General features: G+C 67.0%; 22 protein-coding genes. 11 read left to right on the top strand and 11 right to left on the bottom strand.

All coding sequences use genetic code 11. The annotated features are described in order from the left end of the window. Window positions 1-9 precede the first annotated feature (9 nt). The 7 genes from bioB (at window position 10) to lpxO (ending at window position 6723) form a co-directional block, all read left to right on the top strand. The gene (gene bioB / locus ACCQ00_RS01920) at window positions 10-1044 is read left to right on the top strand and encodes a biotin synthase BioB (protein ID WP_017156491.1); all 1035 of its coding nucleotides are present in this window, start codon (window positions 10-12) and stop codon (window positions 1042-1044) included. After that, complete coding sequence (bioF, locus tag ACCQ00_RS01915; protein ID WP_180301596.1) at window positions 968-2341, top strand: 8-amino-7-oxononanoate synthase; 1374 nt, start codon at window positions 968-970, stop codon at window positions 2339-2341. Before bioB ends, bioF begins: the two co-directional genes overlap by 77 nt. A 191-nt stretch (window positions 2342-2532) precedes the next feature. Next, the gene (locus ACCQ00_RS01910; protein ID WP_372354047.1) at window positions 2533-2907 is read left to right on the top strand and encodes a DUF7079 family protein; all 375 of its coding nucleotides are present in this window, start codon (window positions 2533-2535) and stop codon (window positions 2905-2907) included. A 102-nt stretch (window positions 2908-3009) separates the two neighbouring features. Then, window positions 3010-3771: a pimeloyl-ACP methyl ester esterase BioH gene (gene bioH, locus ACCQ00_RS01905; protein WP_017156488.1), complete on the top strand. Its 762-nt coding sequence runs from the start codon at window positions 3010-3012 to the stop codon at window positions 3769-3771. 44 nt (window positions 3772-3815) lie between these two features. After that, complete coding sequence (locus tag ACCQ00_RS01900; protein WP_372354046.1) at window positions 3816-4622, top strand: SDR family oxidoreductase; 807 nt, start codon at window positions 3816-3818, stop codon at window positions 4620-4622. A 63-nt stretch (window positions 4623-4685) separates the two neighbouring features. Beyond that, window positions 4686-5570, top strand: coding sequence for a malonyl-ACP O-methyltransferase BioC (bioC, locus tag ACCQ00_RS01895; RefSeq protein ID WP_039567678.1), 885 nt, complete (start codon window positions 4686-4688; stop codon window positions 5568-5570). Window positions 5571-5817: 247 nt separating this feature from the next. After that, the gene (gene lpxO, locus ACCQ00_RS01890) at window positions 5818-6723 is read left to right on the top strand and encodes a lipid A hydroxylase LpxO (protein WP_008578114.1); all 906 of its coding nucleotides are present in this window, start codon (window positions 5818-5820) and stop codon (window positions 6721-6723) included. Between the two features lie 204 nt (window positions 6724-6927). On the opposite strand, the gene ACCQ00_RS01885 is transcribed toward lpxO, so the two are convergent. The 3 genes from ACCQ00_RS01885 to ACCQ00_RS01875 are packed head-to-tail and all read right to left on the bottom strand — an operon-like array spanning window position 6928 to window position 8952. Beyond that, window positions 6928-7347, bottom strand: coding sequence for a ketosteroid isomerase-related protein (locus tag ACCQ00_RS01885; RefSeq protein WP_017156485.1), 420 nt, complete (start codon window positions 7345-7347; stop codon window positions 6928-6930). Between the two features lie 43 nt (window positions 7348-7390). Next, window positions 7391-8008: a YdcF family protein gene (locus ACCQ00_RS01880; protein ID WP_039567676.1), complete on the bottom strand. Its 618-nt coding sequence runs from the start codon at window positions 8006-8008 to the stop codon at window positions 7391-7393. Continuing rightward, on the bottom strand, window positions 7993-8952 hold the full coding sequence (locus ACCQ00_RS01875) for a pyridoxal-phosphate dependent enzyme (protein WP_372354045.1): 960 nt from the start codon (window positions 8950-8952) through the stop codon (window positions 7993-7995). The genes ACCQ00_RS01880 and ACCQ00_RS01875 overlap by 16 nt, the downstream gene beginning before the upstream one ends. Window positions 8953-9109: 157 nt before the next feature. On the opposite strand from ACCQ00_RS01875, the gene ACCQ00_RS01870 reads away from it, so the two are divergent. The 3 genes from ACCQ00_RS01870 to ACCQ00_RS01860 all read left to right on the top strand — a co-directional run bounded on the left by ACCQ00_RS01870 (window position 9110) and on the right by ACCQ00_RS01860 (window position 12976). Then, the gene (locus ACCQ00_RS01870; protein WP_039567671.1) at window positions 9110-9583 is read left to right on the top strand and encodes a hypothetical protein; all 474 of its coding nucleotides are present in this window, start codon (window positions 9110-9112) and stop codon (window positions 9581-9583) included. A gap of 570 nt (window positions 9584-10153) precedes the next feature. Beyond that, on the top strand, window positions 10154-12058 hold the full coding sequence (gene mnmG / locus ACCQ00_RS01865) for a tRNA uridine-5-carboxymethylaminomethyl(34) synthesis enzyme MnmG (protein ID WP_039567668.1): 1905 nt from the start codon (window positions 10154-10156) through the stop codon (window positions 12056-12058). A 207-nt stretch (window positions 12059-12265) separates the two neighbouring features. Beyond that, the gene (locus ACCQ00_RS01860) at window positions 12266-12976 is read left to right on the top strand and encodes a DUF2490 domain-containing protein (protein ID WP_039567665.1); all 711 of its coding nucleotides are present in this window, start codon (window positions 12266-12268) and stop codon (window positions 12974-12976) included. Window positions 12977-13274: 298 nt separating this feature from the next. Here the strand turns inward: ACCQ00_RS01860 and ACCQ00_RS01855 are convergent, their stop codons facing one another. Then, window positions 13275-14243 carry an alpha/beta hydrolase gene (locus ACCQ00_RS01855; protein WP_039567663.1) on the bottom strand — a complete coding sequence of 323 codons (969 nt, stop codon included), beginning with the start codon at window positions 14241-14243 and terminating at the stop codon, window positions 13275-13277. 275 nt (window positions 14244-14518) lie between these two features. Continuing rightward, on the bottom strand, window positions 14519-15379 hold the full coding sequence (locus ACCQ00_RS01850; protein ID WP_008578107.1) for a PA4780 family RIO1-like protein kinase: 861 nt from the start codon (window positions 15377-15379) through the stop codon (window positions 14519-14521). A gap of 148 nt (window positions 15380-15527) precedes the next feature. Between ACCQ00_RS01850 and ACCQ00_RS01845 the strand changes: the two genes are divergently transcribed. Continuing rightward, window positions 15528-16388: an IclR family transcriptional regulator domain-containing protein gene (locus ACCQ00_RS01845; protein WP_017156477.1), complete on the top strand. Its 861-nt coding sequence runs from the start codon at window positions 15528-15530 to the stop codon at window positions 16386-16388. A gap of 337 nt (window positions 16389-16725) precedes the next feature. Here ACCQ00_RS01845 and ACCQ00_RS01840 read toward each other — a convergent pair whose 3' ends face one another. From ACCQ00_RS01840 to pcaH, 6 genes are all read right to left on the bottom strand, one after another. Further along, window positions 16726-17652 (bottom strand): alpha/beta hydrolase, encoded by a 927-nt coding sequence (locus ACCQ00_RS01840; RefSeq protein WP_039567661.1) that lies wholly within the window; start codon window positions 17650-17652, stop codon window positions 16726-16728. Window positions 17653-17831: 179 nt separating this feature from the next. Next, window positions 17832-18245, bottom strand: coding sequence for a 4-carboxymuconolactone decarboxylase (pcaC, locus tag ACCQ00_RS01835; RefSeq protein ID WP_039567659.1), 414 nt, complete (start codon window positions 18243-18245; stop codon window positions 17832-17834). 26 nt (window positions 18246-18271) lie between these two features. Further along, entirely contained in the window at window positions 18272-19054 is a 783-nt protein-coding gene (gene pcaD, locus ACCQ00_RS01830) for a 3-oxoadipate enol-lactonase (protein WP_039567657.1), read from the bottom strand. Window positions 19055-19064: 10 nt separating this feature from the next. Continuing rightward, window positions 19065-20417: a 3-carboxy-cis,cis-muconate cycloisomerase gene (locus tag ACCQ00_RS01825; protein ID WP_039567696.1), complete on the bottom strand. Its 1353-nt coding sequence runs from the start codon at window positions 20415-20417 to the stop codon at window positions 19065-19067. 354 nt (window positions 20418-20771) lie between these two features. Then, a complete protein-coding gene (gene pcaG, locus ACCQ00_RS01820) occupies window positions 20772-21335 on the bottom strand; it encodes a protocatechuate 3,4-dioxygenase subunit alpha (RefSeq protein ID WP_039567656.1) in 564 nt (187 codons plus the stop codon). A gap of 4 nt (window positions 21336-21339) precedes the next feature. Continuing rightward, the gene (gene pcaH / locus ACCQ00_RS01815; protein WP_039567655.1) at window positions 21340-22077 is read right to left on the bottom strand and encodes a protocatechuate 3,4-dioxygenase subunit beta; all 738 of its coding nucleotides are present in this window, start codon (window positions 22075-22077) and stop codon (window positions 21340-21342) included. Between the last annotated feature and the right edge of the window lie 67 nt (window positions 22078-22144).

The following is a 22144-nucleotide window of genomic DNA, read 5'->3' as shown; positions in this document are numbered from 1 at the left end:
GAAACTCCGATGTCTGTTGTCCTCCGCCATGACTGGGATCGCAAAGAGCTGCAGGCGTTGTTCGATCTGCCGTTTCCGGAGCTGCTGCATCGCGCGGCCAGCGTGCATCGCGCGCACTTCGACCCGGCGCAAGTACAGGTGTCCACCTTGCTCTCGGTCAAGACCGGCGGTTGCCCGGAAGACTGCGCGTATTGCCCGCAGGCGCAGCGCTACGACACCGGCGTGAGCGCGCAGAAGCTCATGGAGACCGAAGAGGTCGTTGCCAAGGCGCGCCAGGCCAAGGCCGCCGGCGCCTCGCGCTTCTGCATGGGCGCCGCCTGGCGCTCGCCCAAGGAGCGCGACATCCCCAAGGTGGCCGCCATGATCCGCGAGGTGAAGGCCATGGGCCTGGAAACCTGCGCCACGCTCGGCATGCTCGACGCCGGCCAGGCACGTGCGCTCAAGGATGCCGGGCTGGACTACTACAACCACAATCTGGACACCGCGCCGGATTACTACGACTCGATCATCCATACCCGCCAGTACCAGGACCGCCTGAACACGCTGGAGCATGTGCGCGATGTCGGCCTGAAGACCTGCTGCGGCGGCATCGTCGGCATGGGCGAAACCCGCGAACACCGCATCGGCCTGCTGCTGGCGCTGGCCACGTTGCCGGCGCATCCGGATTCGGTGCCGATCAACCAGCTGGTGCAGGTCCCCGGTACGCCACTGCATGGCACCCAGCAACTGGATCCGTTCGAGTTCGTGCGCATGATCGCCGTGGCCCGTATCGCCATGCCGAAATCGATGGTGCGCCTGTCTGCCGGCCGCGAGGCGATGAGCGACGAACTGCAGGCGCTGTGCTTCCTGGCCGGTGCCAATTCGATTTTCTACGGCGAAAAACTGCTCACCACCGGCAACCCGGACACCGAGCGCGACCAGGCCCTGTTCCAGCGCCTGGGCCTGCGTCCGATGCAGATCACCGTCGATGCGGCCGAGCACGATCACCCCGGCACCGTCCATGCGGAGATCACCCGCGGCGCGGCCTGCGAGCACGCCGCCTGACCCGGTGCCGGGCACCGGTCGTCGGTGGCGGCTGGGCGCCCCGAGCCCGGCACGCTACGCTAGCGGACCTTCCCTGCCGTTGAACGCCCCCATGGCTCGCCCCGATCTGCACGAACGGATTTCGTCGCTGCGTAAATTGCGTGTGGCCCAGGAACGGGTGCGGGTGCGGCGACAGGTGGGCCGGCGCGATGGCGTGCGGCTGGAGATCGATGGCCGTTGGCTGACCGGTTTCTGTTCCAACGACTACCTGGGTCTGTCGCAACAGTTCGAAGTGGTCGCCGCGCTGCAGGATGCCGCTGCCCGCGATGGTGCCGGCGCCACCGCCTCGCATCTGATCTGCGGCCACCACACCGCGCACGAAACGCTCGAACGCGAAATCGCCGAGTGGCTGGGCTATCCGTCGGCGTTGCTGTTCGGCAGCGGCTTCATCGCCAATCTGGCCGTGCAACAGGCATTGCTCAGCGAAGAAGACGACGTCTGCGTGCAGGACCGGCTCAATCACGCCAGCCTGTTCGATGCCACGCGGCTGGCCGGCTGCCGGTTGCGGCGCTATCCGCATCTGGACGTGGAAGGCGCGATGCGCCAGCTCAAGGGCGCGCCCGAGGGCGCGGCGATGCTGGCCACCGACGGCGTTTTCAGCATGGATGGCGATGTCGCGCCGCTGCGCGCCTTGAGCCTGGTGGCACGCATGCAGCAAGCGCTGTTCTATGTGGACGACGCGCACGGTGTGGGCGTGCTCGGCCCGCAAGGGCGCGGTTGCGTGGCCGATGCCGGCTTGGGCGTGGCCGAAGTGCCGTTGCAGTTGGTCACGCTGGGCAAGGCGCTCGGTGGCTACGGCGCGGTGGTGGTGGGCGAAGAAGCGCTGGTGCGCCATCTGGCCGAAACCGCGCGTCCCTACATCTACACCACTGCATTGCCGCCGGCGCAGGTCGCGGCCACCCTGGCGGCGGTGCGCCTGGCGCGTCGCGACGATTGGCGGCGTACGCGTCTGGTCGAATTGATCGGTGCGTTCCGCGATGGCGCGCGCAAGCATGGCTTCGAACTGATGGCCTCCGACACGCCGATCCAGCCGCTGCTATGCGGCGAGGAAGCAACCGTGATGGCGATGTCGACTGCACTGGAACAGGCAGGTTTCATGGTGGGCGCCATTCGTCCGCCCACCGTGCCCGAAGGCAAGGCGCGCTTGCGCATCACCTTGTCTGCGTTGCATACGCCGCAGCAGGTGCAGGCATTGATCGAGGCCATCGTGCAGGCGCGCGATGTGGTCAGTCGGCAGCCGCTGCGTGCCTCTGCCTGAGGCACGTGGCCGTGCGTGGCCGGACTGCGCGCAATCGCGCGCGGGCCACTCAGCTACTGCAGCGATTGCACGAGACAGCTGCACGGCAGGCGACAACAGCGCGCTGAGCGTGCATTGCGGGATGGCTTGCCTGCAGTGGGCCAGCCGCGCAACCGGTGCGCGCCGGCATCCAATTGCAACCGGGTGCTGACATGTCACTCGCGATGACTGGCCCAGACACGGTGGCGCAACGGCGCGTGTGGGAAGCCTTGTCGCGGCTGTACCTGGACAACGACAGTTGCGACCAAGACGGCATTGCGTGCGTCCTGGCTGCCTCGCCCTTCACCCTGGAACGATTGCGCACGATGTTGTTGCATGAGGTGCATCCGGTACTGATCGGCAATCTGCGCAGCGTGGCTGGCGTCTGGGATGGTTTCGATCCCGATTGGCTGGCTGCGGCGATCCAGGCGCGGCGCGCACGGCGCTGGCATTGGCCGGCGCGCTGGCACCGCTGCGGTCATGCGCGTGCGCAATGGGCGTTGCTGGCTCCAAAGATCGTCGCACTGCGTGCAGCCGCCACGCATTGACGCCTGGGCGCTGCACCCAACATCGGATCTGCGTGCCCCCCCATCACCAGCGCGCAGTTTCACGATGCATGCCGGCACGCCACAATCGGCGACAATGCGCGCATGCATATCGATGTCATCGGCCACGGGCCTGCGCTGGTTCTCCTGCACGGTTGGGCACTGCACGGCGGCGTGTTCGCACCGCTGGTAGAGCGCCTGTCACCGCACTATCAACTGCATCTGGTCGACCTGCCCGGGCACGGCTTCAGTCGCGACGACAGCACGCCGTTGGCATTGCCGTATGTGGTTGCAGAAATTGCAGCCGCCACGCCGCCGGCGGTATGGCTCGGCTGGTCGCTGGGCGGGCTGTTTGCGTTGCATGCGGCCGCCACCCTGCCGCAGGTGCGCGGGTTGGCGATGATTGCCGCCACCCCGCGTTTCGTGCGTGGCAACGATTGGCCAAGTGCCGTCCAGCGCGAGGTGTTCGTGCAATTCGGTGTCGAATTGTCGCGCGACTATCGCGGCACGCTGGAGCGTTTCCTGGCGCTGGACACGCTCGGCTCGGCGCATGCACGTAGCGAACTGCGCAGCCTGCGCGAGACGCTCACCGCGCGCGGCGAACCGGCACCGGAGGCGTTGCAGCAAGGCCTCACCCTGCTCGAACGCACCGATCTGCGCCGCGCCCTGCCGCAACTCGCACGCCCCAGCCTGTGGATCGCCGGGCAACGCGATCGCCTGGTGCCTGCCGCCGGCATGCATGCCGCCGCCGCGCTCAGCCCGCACGCGCAGGCGCTCACCATTGCCGGCGGTGGTCACGCGCCGTTTCTGGGTCATGCAGATCAGGTCAGCGAGGCGCTGCAACGCTTCGTTGCGTCCGTGCCATGAGCCGATCGTCGATCATGCGACATCGCTGATCGAGGACATCTCGCATGGATCTGGAAATCGCTGGCCGCTGGGCGCTGGTCTGCGCCGCAAGCAAGGGGCTGGGTTTGGGCTGCGCACGTGCATTGGCCGGCGAAGGCGTCAATGTGGTGATCGCCGCGCGCGGCCGTGAGGCACTGGAGCACGCCGCCAATGCCTTGCGCGCACTGCCCGGCGCCGGCCAGGTGTGCAGCGTGGTGGCCGACATCGCCACGCCGGAAGGACGCAGCGCGGCACTTGCGGCCTGTCCGCAGGTCGACATCCTGATCAACAACGCCGGCGGCCCGCCGCCGGGCGATTTCCGCCAGTGGGAACGCGAAGATTGGCTACGCGCGCTGGACGCCAACATGCTCGCCCCGATCGAACTGATCCGCGCCACCGTCGATGGCATGCGCGCACGCCGCTTCGGCCGCATCGTCAACATCACCTCCAGCGCAGTGAAGGCGCCGATCGATATCCTGGGCCTGTCCAATGGCGCGCGCGCCGGCCTGACCGGCTTCGTCGGCGGGTTGGCGGGTTGGCGGGTTGGCGGGTTGGCGCGCAGTACCGTGGCCGACAACGTCACCATCAACAACCTGTTGCCCGGGCAGTTCGCCACCGACCGCCTGCGCGGCAACTTCGCCGCCCTCGCGCAGCAACAGGGCAGCACCGTCGACGAGGTCGCCGAACGCAAGCGTGCGGGCATTCCGGCGGCGCGTTTTGGCGAGCCGGACGAGTTCGGCGCGGCCTGCGCCTTTCTATGCAGTGCGCAGGCCGGCTACATCACCGGACAGAATCTGTTGATCGATGGCGGCAGTTATCCCGGCACGTTCTAGCGCGGCGCCTTGCAGGCCCGATCGATTCCCTCCGCCCCTGCCAGGGGCGACAATAGCCTTGCCATGACCAGTACTTTCGACCCCCGCCACGTCCGGCGCGCGTTTGCGCGTGCCGCCAGCACCTATACCGCCGCCGCCGCACTTCAGCGCGAAGCGGAAACCCGCCTGTTCGAATCGCTCGACTACCTGGGCGAGCAGGTGCCCAAGGTGGTGCTGGATGTCGGCGCCGGCCCCGGCCATGCCAGCGCTGCAATCAAGAAGCGCTGGCCCAAGGCGCAGGTGATCGCGCTGGATCAGGCCATGCCGATGCTGCGCCAGGCGCGCAAGGCCGCGGGCTGGTGGAAGCCGTTCACGCAGGTGTGCGCCGATGCGCGCGCGCTGCCGGTCGCCGACGGCAGCGTGGATGTGATCTTCAGCAATCTGTGCCTGCAGTGGGTGGAAGACCTGCCGGCCGTGTTCGCCGGTTTCCGCCGCGCGCTGCGCCCGGGTGGGCTGCTGCTGTGCTCCACCTTCGGTCCGGAAACGCTGATCGAATTGCGCGAGGCCTTTGCGCAGACCGACCCGGCCCCGCACGTCAGCCGTTTTCCGCCGATCGCCCAATTCGGCGACGCCCTGCTGATGTCCGGATTCCGCGACCCGGTGCTGGACCGCGACCTGTTCACCCTGACCTACAACGACCTGCCCGCGCTGATGCGCGAACTGCGTGCGATGGGGGCAACCAATGCACTCAGCAACCGCCGCGCCACCTTGACCGGACGCGGTCGCTTCGCAGCCGCCAGCGCTGCCTACGAACCGCTGCGGCGGGCGGACGGCACCCTGCCCAGCTCATGGGAAGTGATCTACGCCCATGCCTGGGCGCCGGCGCCAGGCGCGCCCATCCGCGAACATGGGCATGACGTCGCCAGCGTCCCGGTCAGCGCCATCCCGATCCGCCGCCGCATCGACTGAGCGGCGGTACAGAACGCCGGCCATCGCGCATCCACTGCCGGTGAGACACAGAGTCTTGCGCCCATGCCAATACTCGGCCGCCAGGCTCGGCGGTGACACTTGCTAGAATTCTGAAGTGACCGGCCGCACTTCCTTGGTTGCGGCTCATCTGTTCGATGGTGGCTACCGACACCGCGCAGCAATGCGCGTGCACGTGTTGGAAGCCGCTCTTACGTTTGCGGCTCCCCGCCCCCAATCGGCCTCCCCCATGTTGAAGTGGCTCCTCATCGCGCTGTTCATCGCATCGGCGCTCTACATCCATTACCGCGGTCGCGTGCGGCACCGGCTCAGCCGGCAGTTGCTGGACCATTCCACCTTCATGGCCCCGATCAACACGCTGATGTACCTGTGTTCACGCGTGCCGACCACCCCGTTCATCGATCCGGGCAAGGAATTTCCCGAGCTGGCGCCGCTGCGCGCGAGCTGGCCACTGATCCGCGACGAAGCAGTGGCGTTGCAGCAGATGCAGAAGATCCGCGCTGCCGAAGGCTATACCGACATCGGCTTCAATTCGTTCTTCCGGCGTGGCTGGAAGCGCTTCTATCTGAAGTGGTACGGCACCGCGCACCCGTCGGCAGCCGAGTTGTGCCCGCAGACCACCGCCTTGCTGAAGTCCATTCCCACCGTGAAGGCCGCAATGTTCGCCGAGCTGCCGCCGGGCAGCGAACTACGCCCGCACCGCGACCCGTTCGCCGGCTCCATGCGCCTGCACCTGGGCCTGGCCACACCGAACGACGACCGTTGCTTCATCGACGTCGACGGCCAGCGCCACAGCTGGCGCGATGGCGAGTGGACCATGTTCGACGAGACCTATATCCACTACGCGCGCAACGACACCGACCAGGACCGCATCATCCTGTTCTGCGATATCGAACGCCCGATGCGTTGGCGCTGGGCAGCGGCGGTGAACCGCTTTGTCGGCCGCAGCCTGCTCTCGGCCGGCGCTTCGCCAAACCAGGAAGGCGACAAGACCGGCGGCATCAACCGCGTGTTCCGCTATTTCTACGCCGCACGCCTCAAGGCCAAGGCGCTGAAGGAACGCAACAACCCGCTGTACCAGGTGCTCAAGTGGAGCATCTTCATCCTGGTGGTGGTCGGAATCGTGTTGCTGTAACCCGCCCACCCGCGCAGGAGCGCACCTGGGCGCGACCGGCATCGCCGGTAACGCCTCATCGCGCGCAAGCGCGCTCCTACATAGGCGCAGCTCCGGCCGCGATACCCCACCAATCACGTAGGAGCGCACCCGGGCGCAACCAGGCATTGCCGGTAAGGCCTTATTGCGCCCAGGTGCGCTTCTACGCAGCGCTGGTCGATACGCTCAGCGCGATACCTGCGCAATCCATTCCTGCAGGTTGTAGTAGTTGGTCACGCGGGTGATCTTGTCGCCGCGCACCTCGAAGAACGCACCGCCCACCAGCACATAGGTCTGCCCGGTGGCCTCGGGCAGGCCTTCGTCGGTGGTGTGATAGACGCCATGCACCACGTACTCGGCACCGACCCGGGTGCCGTCGTCGCTGGCGATGACGACCACGTCGCGCAATTGCTCGCGGTAACTGTCGTTCATGCGCTGCAGGAACGCGGCAAATTCGTTGCGGCCGATTTCGCGCGGACCTTGATTGAGGTCGTGGGCGACGTCCTCGGCCAGAAACGCCAACATGCCGTCCCAGTCGCCACGGTTGAATGCTGCGTAGTAGGCCTGGACCAGGCCAATGGCGTGTTGCCGATGGGTCTCGCTCATGCTCGAACCTGCCCGCTGGGAAAGCCGCATCATAGGCCTGCGGTCACGGCCCTTGCACCACCAGATCGCGGTGGAAGTAATACACCTCCTGCAACAGGAAGCGCCAGCTGGTGTGGAAGCTGCGAAACCGCGTGCTCGGCGTGGACGAAGCCAGCGCGTCGATACCCAGTTCCTGGCTCAGCCGCAGCGCGCGCGCCATGTGCAGTGGGTCGCTGACGATGATCGCCCGATGCAAGCCGTGCCGTTCCATCAGCGTGCGCGCCTGTTCCAGGTTCTGCCGCGTGGTGCGCGAGGTGGTTTCGATCACGATGGCCTCCGGCGGAATGCCGTGACGCAGCGCGTAGCGCCTGGCCACCTGCGATTCGGCAAAGCGCGCACCGTTGCCGAAGCCGCCGGTGAACAACAGCCGCGGCGCATAGCCCTGCGCGTACAGATCCAGTGCATGCCGGATGCGTTCTTCAAACACCGGCGAAGGGCGCGCATCGTAGGCCGCCGCGCCCAGCACGATGATGACATCGGCCGGCGCGGCCTGATCGCGGTCGCCGACCCACACGATCCAGCCTGCCACGGCCACCAGCCAGATCAGCGCCAGCATGCACAACCGCCAGCCCCAGCCCCACAGGCCGAGCCCGCGCGAGCGCCTGCTCACGCCGCGGCCCAAGGCAAGGCGTCCAGATCGACATTGCCGCCGGACAGGATCAGCCCCACCCGGCGTCCGGCAAACCGTGCCGGCTGGGCCAGGACCGCCGCCAGGGCGATCGCCGAAGACGGCTCGACCACTTGCTTGAGCAACTGCCAGACCAGCCGCATGGCCTGCACCACCGCGGCATCGTCCACCGTGACCACCTGCGCCCCGGCGCGCTGCAGCACTGCGAAGTTGGGCGCGCCCAAGGTGCCGCGCAGGCCGTCGCAAATGGTATCGGGCACGAAATCGACCAGCCGCTGCCCGGCCGCCAGCGAACGCGCGGTGTCGGCTGCGCCGGCAGGCTCGGCCAGCACCAGCTCGCAGTCCGGCGACGCCTGCAGCGCCAGTGCGGCGCCGGCCGCCAGCCCACCACCGCCGACCGGCGCCACCAGCACATCCAGCCCGCCGCTTTGGTGCAGCAGCTCCAGCGTGGCGGTGCCCTGCCCGGCGATCACCGCACGATCGGTATACGGGTGCACCAGCGTGGCGCCGCTGCCGGCCTGCACCTCGGCGCACATCTGCTCCCGCGCCGCGATGGTCGGCGCGCAACGCCATAACGTGGCGCCGTGCCGGGAGATATTGGCGAGCTTGGCCGCCACCGCGCCCTCGGGCACCACCACATGGCAGCCGATGCCACGCGTGCGTGCGGCAAGCGCCAGCGCCGCGCCGTGATTCCCGGAGGAATGCGTGACCACACCGCGCGCAGCCAGCGCATCCGGCAGCGACCATACGGCATTGCAGGCGCCCCGGAACTTGAATGCGCCACTGCGCTGCAGATGCTCGGCCTTGAAGAACAACTGCGCACTGCTGAGCGCATCCAGGCCGTGCGATGTCAGCAACGGTTTCGGCGCGCAGTGCGGCGCAATCCGCGCAGCGGCTTGCAGGACGTCGGAATGGGCAAGGGGGACCGTCTCGATCATGCCTGCAAGATTAACGTATCGCCTCCTCTTCACGGGTCGCACGCACTGCCGCCGCGCATGCTGGATCGATGACAAAGCGTCGCAATGCCGCACAATTAAGGACCGATTCAATACATCGGTTCGACAGTGGCACCATGGTTGCAGGAGGGCACCATCCATGAAATTCCGTCTGATCTTCGCCGCCGGGCTATTGGCCCTGAGCGGCTGCGCAACCTACGACTACACCGGCGGTGGGTCGGGCGGCTATTACCGTGGTGCGCCTGCCGTGCAGTATCGCTATCCGCCCGGCTACTCCCCGTACTTCTACGGCAACCCGTATGGTTTGCCGTATGGCTATGGCGCCGGGTCGATCGGCCTGTACGACTACCCGGTGTACCCGGTCTATCGTGGTGGTGGCGGCTACTACTACCGGCAGTACGATCGCCGTCCGCAGTACCGTCCACCGCGCCCGAACGGCTCGTTCAACAACGGGCAGCGCCCCGGCAGCTCGCGGCCGCAGCAACCCAATCGCCCGCCGGCGACCGGCGCTCCGCCGTCGCGGCCGCCACCGCGGATCGGCGCTCCGCCGCGTGTCATTCGCGAGATCCAACGGCAAACCGCTCCGCGAAACACACGCGAACAGATTCCGTAAGACGCTGACTGCGACCTGGCCCACATTTGGCGATATTGGGGGCTTGCGTTCAGCTGACGATTGGCCGCAAGCTAGGTGCTCTGTGTGACCTGCCGCGTCATTTTTTGACCGCGCCAGCCCCACTGAACGACTTATGTCGATGTCCGACAGGGAAATCTGGATCCCCCCTGTTCCGGCCCTGTCGGATATCGGCGCCTACAAAAGCAGAAAGCCCCGGCATGCCGGGGCTTTCTGCTTTTTGTTTCGATATTGCCTGGCGGGCGCTGCAGCGGAGGGGTGCGTGCGCCGACTGGCAGGAATAAAAAAATAAGGGTCGGCAGTCCCCCGACTACCGACCCTTACGCTACCCCATCGCACGCGCGGCTGGCCCCTGTTCCAATTCCAGCCTTTGCGCCCATGTCGCAATGCCACGACGGGTGCAGTAGGAATATCCGCACGAAACATGCCAACTTGAGGGTCACTTGCGCATAATGTGATTTACGTCACTTTTTTAGCGAACAAGTGACCTGAACCGCCCTTCAGCCGATACTTCCGCAGCCGTTTTTCCTTTTCCGCTCCTGGTCCACGCCCATGTCCGACTCCTTCTATCGCTACGACGTCATCGTGATCGGAGGCGGTCATGCCGGCACCGAGGCCGCCCTGGCGTCTGCACGCGCAGGAGCGCGCACCTTGCTGCTCACCCACAACATTGAGACCGTGGGGGCGATGAGCTGTAACCCGGCCATCGGCGGGATCGGCAAGGGCCACCTGGTCAAGGAGATCGACGCACTCGGCGGGGCGATGGCACGCGCATCGGATCTGGCCGGCATCCAGTGGCGCACGCTCAACGCCTCCAAGGGGCCGGCAGTGCGTGCCACGCGCTGCCAGGCCGACCGCAACCTGTATCGCACTGCGATCCGCTGCATCGTCGAGGCCCAGCCCAACCTGACCGTCTTCCAGGCGGCCGTGGACGATCTGATCATTCATCACGGCGCCAGCGAAGCCGACAGCGTACGTGGGGTCATCACCCAGACCGGGCTGCGTTTCCAAGCGCCGTCGGTGGTGCTGACCGCCGGCACCTTCCTGGCCGGCAAGATCCATGTGGGCGAAACCCAGTACGCGGCCGGGCGCATGGGCGATCCGCCGGCCACCACGCTGGCCGCGCGCCTGCGCGAGCGCCCGTTCGCGATCGACCGGCTCAAGACCGGCACCCCGCCGCGGATCGACGGGCGCACGCTCGATTACGGCGTGATGGCCGAGCAGCCTGGCGACGACCCGTTGCCGGTGATGTCGTTCATGGGCCAGGTCAGCGACCATCCGCGCCAGGTCAGCTGCTGGATCACCCAGACCACCGAGCAAACCCACGAGATCATTCGCAACGCGCTGCATCGCTCGCCGCTGTATTCGGGGCAGATCGAAGGCATCGGCCCGCGCTACTGCCCGTCGATCGAAGACAAGGTGGTGCGTTTTGCCGAGAAGACCAGCCACCAGATCTTTGTCGAACCCGAAGGGCTGGAGGTGGCCGAGATCTATCCCAACGGCATTTCCACCTCGCTGCCGTTCGATGTGCAGCTGGCGCTGGTGCGCTCGATCCACGGCTTTGCGAACGCGCACATCACCCGCCCCGGCTACGCCATCGAGTACGACTTCTTCGACCCGCGCGGGCTCAAGGCCTCGCTGGAAACCAAGGCAGTGGGCGGGCTGTTCTTCGCCGGGCAGATCAACGGCACCACCGGTTACGAAGAGGCCGCCGCCCAGGGTCTGCTGGCCGGGCTCAACGCAGCGCGCCAGGTGCAGGGGCTGCCGGCGTGGTCGCCGCGCCGCGACGAGGCTTACCTAGGCGTGCTGGTCGACGATCTCATTACCCACGGCACCACCGAGCCGTACCGCATGTTCACCAGTCGCGCCGAATACCGCTTGCAGCTGCGCGAGGACAATGCCGATGCGCGCCTGACCGGCGTCGGGCGTGCGATGGGCCTGGTGGACGACGCGCGTTGGGCGCGCTTTGCGGCCAAGCAGGAGGCCGTGCAACGCGAAACGACGCGGTTGGCTGCACTGTGGGCCACACCGGGCAACGCGCTGGGCCGCGAGGTGGCCGACGCACTGGGCGTGACGGTCAGCCGCGAAACCAACGTACTGGATCTGATCAAGCGCCCGGAACTCACCTACGCCACCTTGATGCGGGTGCCGACCCTGGGGCCCGGCGTGGCCGATGCGCAGGTGGCCGAGCAGGTCGAGATCAGCGTCAAGTACGCCGGCTACCTGGATCGCCAGCGCGACGATATCGCGCGTCAGCAACGTCACGAAACCACGCCGATCCCGGACGGTTTCGATTACGCCAGCGTCCGCGGGCTGTCGATCGAAGTACAGCAAAAGCTCGAACGCGTGCGCCCGCAACACATCGGCCAGGCCCAGCGTATTCCTGGCATGACGCCGGCGGCGATCTCGCTGCTGCTGGTGCATCTGGAGCGCGCACGCCGCAGCCAGGTGGCGTGATCGACGCGACGATCGCTGCCCGTCGTCAGCGATCGTCGGGGCATCCATTCCGTAAAGACAGCGGTGACCGCGCCAGTCATCGCGAAGCGATGGCGTGTCCCGATGCGCGAACATGCGGACGAGCAAAGGCGCCCTGAGCCGACCGAACGGTTGAAGCGGGCTCAAGCGTTATTGCTATGATTTGCCAACGACGACACATTTCGACACATGAACGCATCTCGCACGTTGTTGCCGGCACTTTTCCGCAGCGTCTGCGCCCTGCTGCTGTTGACAGTGGCATGCAGTTGGCCGGCGCATGCCAAGACCGAAGAAGACGGGCGTTACTGGCTGAGTGTCTACGCGCAAGGCAAGCTGCCGGTCGAAAACCTGTACTGGAGCATGGATGTGCATCCGCGCTGGCGCGAGGAAGGCGAGCAGTTCGATCAATTGATCCTGCGCCCGGCGGTGTTCTACCTGCTCAACTCCAAGGCCAGCGTCTGGATGGGGTACGACACCATCATCAGCCATCCGGCCGGGCAGCCATCCAACCGCGAAAATCGCTGGTGGGGGCAATTTCAATATCAATTCGATCCGATCGCCGAGATCACCATTACCAGCCGCACGCGCCTGGAACAGCGTCACCGCGAAGGCTTCAGCGATGAAGGGTATCGCGTGCGGCAAATGATCCGCGCGGTGCGCCCCAGCGGCTTCAGTCCGCAATTGTCGTGGGTGGCGTTCAACGAAGTGTTCGTCAATCTGGATCAGACGCGATGGGGCGCGCAGCGCGGACTCGATCAGAATCGGGTGTTTGTCGGCATCAACTGGAAATTCAATGCCATTGCCAACGCCGACGTCGGTTACCTGCATCAGTTCGTCAACACGCGTGCGGTGGATCGGGAAAACCACGTCTTGATGACCACGTTCCGCTTCAATTTCTGAGCGCCGCGCGCGCGGGCCGGTTGCAGGGCGAGGTTGAAAGCGGTGCGTTCAATCGACGCCGGGCTGCGATGCGCTGGCCGATTCGATTACCTGTGAATTGCCAACGAGCAGCCGATGCCGACTGCGACACTCCGCGTGGTTCGCAGCGCCCATCGGCGCCGGCATGCAGGCCGGCGCATGCCTGCATCCAGGTGTTCTTTTGCGAGGCGGGCGAGCACGCCGTGACACCCGCACCGCCGCTACAGTGACACCGTCGGAGTTGCGGCAGCGCGTGCCTGGGCACGGCTGCCACAGGTTGTCAGGCGGCCCTGCGTTCGATCGCGGGCAGCAGGCGCTGGCGCAGCGTCAACGCCGCCAGGTCCAGCGTTTCACCGGCGGCACGCAAGACGCTGCCCATGTTGATGAAGCCGTGGATCATGCCCGGGAAACTGTGCAGGGTGACTTCCACTCCCGCCGCACGCAGGCGCTCGGCATAGGCGCGGCCTTCGTCGTAAAGCATGTCGCGGTCGCAGACCACGACCAGCGCAGGCGCGACGCCTGCGACATCCGGCGCCAGCATCGGCGAGACACGCCAGTCGTTGGCCACCGCCATATCGGGCAGCAGATGGCGATTGAAGAATTCCACCGCTGCCGCAGTCAACGGTGGCAGGCCGGCGTTGAGCGAGCGCGATGGATACAAGCCGCTGTCCTGGCGCGCGTCGGTCAGCGGATAGACCAGCAGTTGGCAACGCAAGGCGATGCCGGCATCGCGCGCGGCCAGTGCGGCAACCGCGGCCATGGCGGCGCCGATGCTGTCGCCGCAGATCGCAAGGCGCTGCACATCGGCCCCGACCGTGTCCGGGTGCGCAACCAGCCAATGCAACGTGGCGATGACATCTTCCACGCCGGCCGGCGCCGGGTGCTCGGGGGCGAGACGGTAGTGGATCGCCAGCACCTGACAGCCGGCACGCGCCGCCAGGTGCCGGCACACATCGTCATGCGACTCGAGATCGCCGACCAGACCGCCGCCGCCGTGCACGAACAGGCAGGTCGGGGCTGGGCCGGCCGCGAGCCCGGTGGGGCGATACAAGCGCAACGGCACTGCACCGGTAGCGGCATCGGCCTGCAGATTGCGTACCTCGGCCATTTCGATGCGGGGGAAGCCGAACTGCGCGCCCACCGCGCGCATCATCGCGCGCGCGCCTTCGATCGGCAGGGTTTCCATGGGCGGCTGCGCCGCCTCTTGAAGCTGGGCGAACAGGCGCACGACATCAGGATCAAACGACATGACGAAACTCTCCGATAAGCAATTGTCGAGCTTGCCAGATTGTTATGAACCATCACTATTCGAATCGTTGACTAGTGCTGACGGAAAGGTCGGTGGGCCCGGCACGAGTGCAAAAAGTCCCGAATTGCGGGAGAAAAGTGGCCACCCACGCGTAGATCGGCCGCTCGACGACAGTGCAGGTACCGCAGCGCGCGCGTTGAATTTGCTGCACTGCATCGCGACCGATGCGCTGCTGCTGCGGACCTGGCGGCCGGCGCAGCGGCCAGTGGCGCTGCCTAGTCGTTGTCTTCGGCAGCCGCTTCGCGGCCTTGCTGGCGAATGAGGTTTTCCTGGCGCGCATCTTCGATCGAGGCACGGACGGCGCGTACATCGGCGCGGCGGGTGTCGAACTTGAAGCGCCCGGTGAGCACGCTGTCCGGACGCAGTTCGCCCTTTTCGAACAGCGCCCACATCTCTTCGCCGTAATGGGTGTCCAGCAGCTCGGGCGCGAAACGGCCCAGGCAGTCGCGTAGGTTGTGCACGTCGCGCAGCAGCATGTCGCGCGCGGCATTGTTGCCGGCGGCGCTGACCACCTGCGGAAAGTCGATCACCACCGGGCCATCGGGCGAAACCAGCACGTTGTATTCGGACAGATCGCCGTGCACCAGGCCCAGCGACAGCATCTTGACCACATCGCCGATCAGGCTGGTGTGGAAGGCGCGCGCCTGCTCGGGTTCCAGGTCCACCTCGCCCAGCCGCGGTGCGCTGTGACCGGCGTCATCGGTGACCAGGTCCATCAGCAGTACCCCGTGGAAATAGCCGCGCGGTTTGGGCACATGCACGCCGGCATCCACCAATTGGTAGAGCGCGTCGGCTTCGGTGTTCTTCCAGGCGGTTTCGGCTTCCTTGCGGCCGAACTTGGTGGCCTTGCCCATCGCACGCGCCTGCCGGCTGCCACGCACCTTACGGCCTTCCTGGTACTGCACGCGCGCCTGGAAACTGCGTTGCGCCATGTCCTTGTAGACCTTGGCGCACAGGATCTCGGCGCCTGCGCTCACCACGTAGACAGAGGCTTCCTTGCCGCTCTTGAGTGGTCGCAACACTTCGTCGATGACGCCGTCGTCGATCAGCGGCTGCAGGCCGTTGGGGGTTTTCATGGACTAAGCGCACCGATCCGTCACAAACCAGCGACGATTATGCGGCAAGCAGGGTGAAGCGCTTACATGCCCACGCGCAGAGTGTGAGCCGGGGCATGCCATGGCGCGAGCGCTTACCATGCACGGACCTGTCCGCTGCCGCATTCCTATGCCCGAGCCCGCCTCCAGCCGCCGCAAACGTCCCGCCGCCGTGGTTGCGGCCGGCAGCGAGCGTGGCCTGCCGCATGAACTGATGCAGCAGATCGCCGCCGCCCAGGGCGATCCGGACTTCATGACCTCGCTAGGCCGCGGGCTGGTGGTGCTGAGCGTGTTCGCGCAGCACGCGCGCGAAGTGACGATGTCGCAGATCAGCCTGGAAACCGGCATCTCGCGCGCGGCGGTCCGGCGCGTGCTGCATACGCTGGCCAAGCTGGGCTATGTGGGCGAGCAAGGGCGTGGCTACGTGTTGCTGCCGCGCGTGCTGGGGATCGGCGGCGCGTACGCGGCGTCGTCATCGATGACCGCGGCCGCGCAGCCGGTTCTGGACGGGCTGCGCGACCAGTTGCACGAATCGTGTTCGCTGGGCGTGCTGGATGGCGACGACCTGCTGTACGTGGCGCGGTCGGAAACGGTGCGCATCATGTCGATCGGGCTCCGGCCGGGTACCCGCCTACCGGCCTATTGCACCTCGATGGGGCGGGTATTGCTGGCCGCGCTGCCCGGCGACACCTTGCAGGCGTATCTGGAACGTACCACCTTGCGTCCGCGGACCGACCGCACGGTGACCCAGGCCTCGGCGCTGCTGGAGGTGCTGGCGCGCACGCGCCGCGAAGGCATGTGCCTGACCGATCAGGAACTGGAAATTGGCCTGCGCTCGATCGCCGTGCCGGTGCGCAACCTGCGCGGCGAAGTGATCGCCGCGCTCAACATCGGCGCCCAGGCTGGGCGGGTGAGCCTGCAGACGATGCAAACGCAGTTGCTGGAACCGCTGAAGCAGGCAGCGCAACGGCTGGGAACCTTGTTGAGCTAGAGCCTGACAAGGCGGTGCCGGCGCAGCGTGCAACCTGGCGCTTGCATTGCGTCAGCGCTGGCGGTGCAGCGATCGATCGCACAGTTCAAGCAATTGCAAGCGCGCATCTGGCGTGGGACGACGCTCAGGCGGGCGACGGGTCGCAACGCGCGTGCACGCCAGGTGCGAATCGTTTGCCACCCGGTGCTGCGCGCCGACCGGCTCGGAGCGGCGATGAAGCGTCGCGATCCGTCACTGGCGCGGAATGTGTGCAGGCGCCGAAGTTGCGACTGGCAGGCGCCAGGTCGAACATGCGCCGCGCCCACCTCGCGGCTGCGCAGTCATCCGTCCGCTGCGCTTAGCGCGGCCGGCGCAAAAAGCTCACCACCGCGTCCACCCAGGCTGCGTGGCTGTCTTCGACCTGGGCCACGTGGTCGGCGTGCGGCAAGGTCACCCAGCTGCGATCTTCGCTGCGCAGACGTGCGTAGAGATGAGCATTGTCTGCCTGGGTGGCGATCGGGTCGTCGACGCCGCGTAACAGCAAGACCGGAAGCGTTGCGACCTGCTCGGGGTGGAAGGCGAACTGCTCCATCGCGCGCCAGTCGGTGCGCACCGGGTCCGCTGCCAGCGCCTGGGCGACGTAAGCCGCACGTACGCTCGGTGGTGCCGCGTTGACGGTGATGAAATCCTCGCCGGCCGCAGCGGCCGTGGTGGGTGTGCGCAAGGGCCGATCCGCCGGAACCGCTGACGCGGGTGGTGTATCCACATCGTCCGGGAAGCCGAACAACACCAGTGCGGAAATCTCTTGCGGTTGCTGCTGCGCGAGCAGCAACGCCACTCGCGCGCCGTTGGAATAGCCCAGCAGTGCGGGCGGCGGCACATCGGGATGGGTCTGCGCGACCCAGGCCAGCACGCTGCGGACATCGGCCACTGCACGGGCGGGCGTATTCCAGCCCGTGCGGTCGCGTGCGCTGCCGCCGTAGCCGCGCAGATCCACCGCGTACGCGGCAAACCCGGCCTGCGCGAGCGCCGCAAGGACAGAGCGCGCATCACGCGGCTCGTCAGGCACCTGCAAATCGAAGTTGGGCAATGCGCTCCAGGTGCGGCCGTGCACCAGCACGATCGTGCCACGCGGCTGCGCGGGCACGCGCGACCACACGGCCAGCGTCTGGCCATCGTCGGTCCGCACCTGCGACACCACGGTGCCGGGCCCGGGTTGCGGTTGTGCGTGCAGCGCCACCGTGACCAAGGACAACAACAGCAGGCAGACCAAGCGACGCAGCATGCGATGTCTCCGGTTACAGTGGATTGAGCGTGGCCAACACACGCGTGCGCGCAGTCGGCGGGCGACCGTGGATGGCGCGCCAGGCACCACAGTGAACGAGTGGTGCACGCCGCACCGAGTACCGAGCACGCGCGCCGGACGCTGAGCGCCATCGTTTTGCCCACCGCACTGAAACGACCTTACCGAGGTTGCGCCGTCGATGCTACGCCGGCCTCGGCGGCTTGCTCTTCCAGGATCGGCCTGGCCAGCGCGAACGCGTGGTTGGCGGCCGGCACGCCGCAGTAGATCGCCGCCTGCAGCAATACTTCCTTGATCTGCGCAGGCGTCACGCCGTTGTTGCGCGCCGCACGCACGTGCAGCTTGAATTCTTCGTCGTGGCCAAGCGCGATCATCATCGACAGGGTGATCAGCGAACGGGTATGGGCCGGCAGGCCGTCGCGGGTCCAGATGCTGCCCCAGGCATAGCGGGTGATCAGGTCCTGAAATTCTTCGGTGAAGTCGCTACGCGCGGCCAGCGCGCGGTCGACATGCGCATCGCCAAGGACGCGCCGGCGCTGGCGCATGCCGGCTTGATAACGTTCGTCTTTGTGCATGGAAGGTCCTTGCAAGGTGGGAAAGCTCACTGACCCTGAAGAAAGCCGAGCACCGCCTGATTGAACGCGGCCGGCGATTCCAGGTTGCAGATGTGGCGGCCGGGCACCTGGGCGTAATGACCGTCCGGCGCGGCATAGGCGATCTCGCGCAGGTCAGGCGGTGGGCACACCGGGTCGTCGTCGCCGGCCAGCGCCAGCAGCGGCAGGTTCAACCCATCCAGCGCGCCACGGAAATCGGCATCGGCCACCGCCTGGCAGCAGGCGATGTACCCGGCCGGCGAAGTGGAGACGAAGGCAGCGGCGATCATGTCCAGGCGCTGCGCGTGGCTGACGGCAAATTCCGGTGTAAACCAGCGTTGCAGCGTGGCATCGATCAGCGTCGGAAGGCCTTCGCTGCGCACCTGTTCGATGCGGGTTTCCCAGGTGGCGGCATTGCCGATCTTCTGGGCGGTGGCGCATACCACCAGCCGGCGCAGGCGCTGCGGTGCATGCAGGCCCAGCCACTGGCCGGTGAGGCCGCCGATCGACAGGCCACAGAAATCGCTTTGTGCGATCTCCAGCGCGTCCCACAGTGCCAGCACGTCCAGACCCAGGTCGGCCACGCCATACGGGCCGGGCGGCGTCTCCGAATACCCATGGCCGCGGCGGTCGTAGCGCAGGATGCGGTACTGCGGGGCGAAGGCTTCGATCTGCACGTCCCACATGTGCAGATCGGTGCCCAGCGAATTGCAGAAGGTCAGCCAGGGGCGTCCTTCGGTGCCGTCCAAGCGGTAATGCAGGCGATGCGTGGGCAACTGGAGATAAGCCATCGAGGCACCGTCAACAGGAAGAAGATCCGGCCAGCACGCGGTCGATCCAGACCGAGGACATGCCGCGCCAACTTGCGCTATCGAACACTGCCTGCAGTTGCGCGTGCGTGAGCACCGCGCTCACCTGCGCGTGCTCGCCAAGCACCTCGCGCAGATGCCGTTGCTGTGCCTGCGCGCGCAGCGCTGCCTGTTCCACCAGGGCGTGCGCCTGCGGCTTGCCCAGGTGTGGCGCGAGCGCGAACACCGCCGCCTCGGCGTAGAGCAGCCCGCCGTGGCTGTCCAGATGCGCCTGCATGCGCGTGCGATCCAGTTCCAGGCCGGACAGGCACAGCTGCATTTGCGCCAGGCTGCCGGCGGTGAGGCAGACGATCTGGGGCAAGGTGTCCCATTCGGCATGCCATTGCCCGGCCGCGCGCTCGTGCGGCTGCGCCATGGCGCTGAACAACGTGGCGACCAGGCCCGGTACGCGGGTGGCCGCAGCCACCGCTGCCACGCTGGAAACCGGATTGCGCTTGTGCGGCATCGCCGACGAGCCGCCCTTGCCGGCGGCGGCCGGCTCGAACGCTTCGCCCACCTCCGATTGCATCAGCAACACCACATCGCCGCCGATCTTGCCCAATGTGCCAGCCAGCAGGCCGAAGGCGCAGCCGACCTCGACGATGCGGTCGCGCGCGGTATGCCAGGGCAGCGCGGGCAGCGGCAACGCCAGCGTGCTGGCCAAGGCCTGCGCCACTTCCAGGCCACGGCCCTGCAACGAGGCCAGCGTGCCGGCCGCGCCGCCGAACTGCAGCACCAAGGCATCGCGCCGCAAGCCGTGCAGGCGCTGCTGCGCCCGCTGCAGGGCGTCCAGCCAACCGGCGACCTTGAGCCCGAAGGTGACCGGCACGGCCTGCTGCAGCAGGGTGCGTCCGGGCAAGCCGGTGTCGCGCTCGCGTTCGGCCAGCACCGCCAGATCGGCGCACAGGGCGTGCAGACGCGGCAGCAACAGATCGAGCGCAGCGCGCAGCTGCAGCACCGTGCCGGTATCGATGACGTCCTGGCTGGTGGCGCCCCAGTGCACCCAGCGCGCGGCGGCGCTGTCGTGTGCGGCCACCTGCGCGGTCAGCGCCTTGACCAGCGGAATGGCGGGGTTGCCGGCCAGCGCCGTGGCCTGCGCCAACGCGGCCAGGTCGTAGTGCTGCACATCGCAGGCAGCGGCAATGGCCTGCGCGGCCTCGGCGGGAATCACCCCGCACTGCGCCTGGGCGTGCGCCAGCGCCGATTCGAACTGCAGCATCGCCTGCACGCGTGCGGCATCATCGAACAAGGCCTCGCACGCAGGCGCGCCGAACAAGGATCCCAACAACGAAGATGTCGCGCTCATGCATTGCATCTCTAGGCGTGCCTTCAGCATCGCACCGAAGTACCAGGGTGCCAACTAGACCAAAGGGCAATGCATCGGGCGCGCCTGGCACTGCCGGAGTGAAGGAAATGAGGCCATGGTACTTGCGGTGCGTGCACGCGCGTCTGCGCGCGCGTGCCTGCCACGCGGCGCGCCGCCCCTGATGCGTGTGCGTGCGCCGTCATGGCGCATTGCGTGCCGCTGGAGAGACCTGGGCGGTTAGGTAGCGGTGGACGCTTGTGCCCTCTCGCGTCGGGCGCTGTTGGCGCGGCAGCGTGCCGGCAGGATGCAGCGCGGTCCCCGCACACAGAGGGCGTTTCAAGATCGGCATGCGGATCAATAGCGGAAGAACACCGTTTCCGCGTCGCCCTGCATGTGGATGTCCCAGGTGTAGGCACCACCTGGAAGCGGCTGGGCCAGCAAGGTGGCGCGCCGCTCGGCCGGCACCAGCGCCAGGATCGGGTCGCTGCCCAGCTGCGGGTCGTCGGCGAAATACAGCCGCGTCGACACCGCGCGCAACAGGCCGCGCATGAACACCAGCACCGTCAGATGCGCCGCCTGCTGCTTGCCGTCCGGGCCATCCACCCTGCCCGGCTTGATGGTGCTGAAGGAAAAACGCCCGTGCGCGTCGGTGGGCACGCGGCCCCAGCCGTCGAAGCTGGGGTCGTGCGCCTGGCAGCGAGGGTCGGCCGCATGCGCATAGATGCCGGCAGCATCGGCTTGCCACACTTCCAGCACCGCATCGGCCACGGGCGCGCCGGCACCATCGAAGATGCAACCGCTGATCTGCACCTGCGCGCCCGCGGCCTGCGCAGGTGCGATCTGTTGGCGATACAGCGGCTCCAAGCCAAGCCGGTAATACGGGCCGACGGTTTGCGACGGCGTTGCATGCAGGCTCATCGTGTCACTCCCAGACCGTTTGCTTGCGACCGCGCAAGACGATGTCGAAGCGGTACGCCAATGCGTATTCGCTGACCGCATTTTCCCAGTCGAAACTGGACACCATGCGTTCACGCGCCAACGCATCGTCGACGCAGTTGTAGATGGGGTCTTGCGCCAGCAGCGGGTCGCCGGGGAAGTACATCTGGGTGACCAGCCGCTGCCCGATGCCATCGCCGTGCAACGAAAAATGGATGTGCGCCGGCCGCCAGGCGTTGTAGTGATTGCGCCACGGATACGCGCCCGGCTTGATGGTCTTGAAACTGTAGCGGCCGTGCGCATCGGTCAGCACCTGGCCGGTGCCGCGGAAGTTGGGGTCCAGCGGTGCGTCGTGCTGGTCGCCAGCGTGCTGGTAGCGGCCGGCCGCATTGCATTGCCACACTTCAACGATGCTGTCGCGGACCGGCCTGCCGTTTTCGTCGAGCACGCGGCCGGAGACGATGATGCGCTCGCCCAGCGGCGCGCCACTGAAACCGGCAGTGAGATCGGCCGCGTGCGCGCCCAGCGTAAGCCGGTCCAGGCGCGGGCCGGTGACTTCCGACAGCGTGACCGGCAGGTCGATCGGCGCACGCGTGGGCCCGCGCAGGGTGGTGGAGGCGTATGCCGGATGCAGGTAGGCCGGCTGCGTACCGGGCCGGCTGCGGCGGTAACCGAGCAGCGGTTCGGCGGCGATGGCAGGTTGCTCAGCGGTGGGATCGCGCATCTTGAATCTCCGTCGGCAGCAAGACGACTAGAACGACATGGGTGCGAGGCAAGGACGAGGGAGGTTG

Source organism: Xanthomonas sp. NCPPB 3761 (assembly GCF_041475705.2).
Taxonomy (GTDB): domain Bacteria; phylum Pseudomonadota; class Gammaproteobacteria; order Xanthomonadales; family Xanthomonadaceae; genus Xanthomonas; species Xanthomonas phaseoli.
Note: the sequence above shows the minus strand (reverse complement) of the source record. Positions and strands in the feature narration are given on the sequence as shown.

Coding starts and splice junctions, on each gene's coding strand:
- bioB (WP_017156491.1), top strand. CDS start 10: ATGTCTGTTGTCCTCCGCCATGACTGGGATCGCAAAGAGCTGCAGGCG.
- bioF (WP_180301596.1), top strand. CDS start 968: ATGCGGCCGAGCACGATCACCCCGGCACCGTCCATGCGGAGATCACCC.
- ACCQ00_RS01910 (WP_372354047.1), top strand. CDS start 2,533: ATGTCACTCGCGATGACTGGCCCAGACACGGTGGCGCAACGGCGCGTG.
- bioH (WP_017156488.1), top strand. CDS start 3,010: ATGCATATCGATGTCATCGGCCACGGGCCTGCGCTGGTTCTCCTGCAC.
- ACCQ00_RS01900 (WP_372354046.1), top strand. CDS start 3,816: ATGGATCTGGAAATCGCTGGCCGCTGGGCGCTGGTCTGCGCCGCAAGC.
- bioC (WP_039567678.1), top strand. CDS start 4,686: ATGACCAGTACTTTCGACCCCCGCCACGTCCGGCGCGCGTTTGCGCGT.
- lpxO (WP_008578114.1), top strand. CDS start 5,818: ATGTTGAAGTGGCTCCTCATCGCGCTGTTCATCGCATCGGCGCTCTAC.
- ACCQ00_RS01885 (WP_017156485.1), bottom strand. CDS start 7,347: ATGAGCGAGACCCATCGGCAACACGCCATTGGCCTGGTCCAGGCCTAC.
- ACCQ00_RS01875 (WP_372354045.1), bottom strand. CDS start 8,952: ATGATCGAGACGGTCCCCCTTGCCCATTCCGACGTCCTGCAAGCCGCT.
- ACCQ00_RS01870 (WP_039567671.1), top strand. CDS start 9,110: ATGAAATTCCGTCTGATCTTCGCCGCCGGGCTATTGGCCCTGAGCGGC.
- mnmG (WP_039567668.1), top strand. CDS start 10,154: ATGTCCGACTCCTTCTATCGCTACGACGTCATCGTGATCGGAGGCGGT.
- ACCQ00_RS01860 (WP_039567665.1), top strand. CDS start 12,266: ATGAACGCATCTCGCACGTTGTTGCCGGCACTTTTCCGCAGCGTCTGC.
- ACCQ00_RS01855 (WP_039567663.1), bottom strand. CDS start 14,243: ATGTCGTTTGATCCTGATGTCGTGCGCCTGTTCGCCCAGCTTCAAGAG.
- ACCQ00_RS01850 (WP_008578107.1), bottom strand. CDS start 15,379: ATGAAAACCCCCAACGGCCTGCAGCCGCTGATCGACGACGGCGTCATC.
- ACCQ00_RS01845 (WP_017156477.1), top strand. CDS start 15,528: ATGCCCGAGCCCGCCTCCAGCCGCCGCAAACGTCCCGCCGCCGTGGTT.
- ACCQ00_RS01840 (WP_039567661.1), bottom strand. CDS start 17,652: ATGCTGCGTCGCTTGGTCTGCCTGCTGTTGTTGTCCTTGGTCACGGTG.
- pcaC (WP_039567659.1), bottom strand. CDS start 18,245: ATGCACAAAGACGAACGTTATCAAGCCGGCATGCGCCAGCGCCGGCGC.
- pcaD (WP_039567657.1), bottom strand. CDS start 19,054: ATGGCTTATCTCCAGTTGCCCACGCATCGCCTGCATTACCGCTTGGAC.
- ACCQ00_RS01825 (WP_039567696.1), bottom strand. CDS start 20,417: ATGAGCGCGACATCTTCGTTGTTGGGATCCTTGTTCGGCGCGCCTGCG.
- pcaG (WP_039567656.1), bottom strand. CDS start 21,335: ATGAGCCTGCATGCAACGCCGTCGCAAACCGTCGGCCCGTATTACCGG.
- pcaH (WP_039567655.1), bottom strand. CDS start 22,077: ATGCGCGATCCCACCGCTGAGCAACCTGCCATCGCCGCCGAACCGCTG.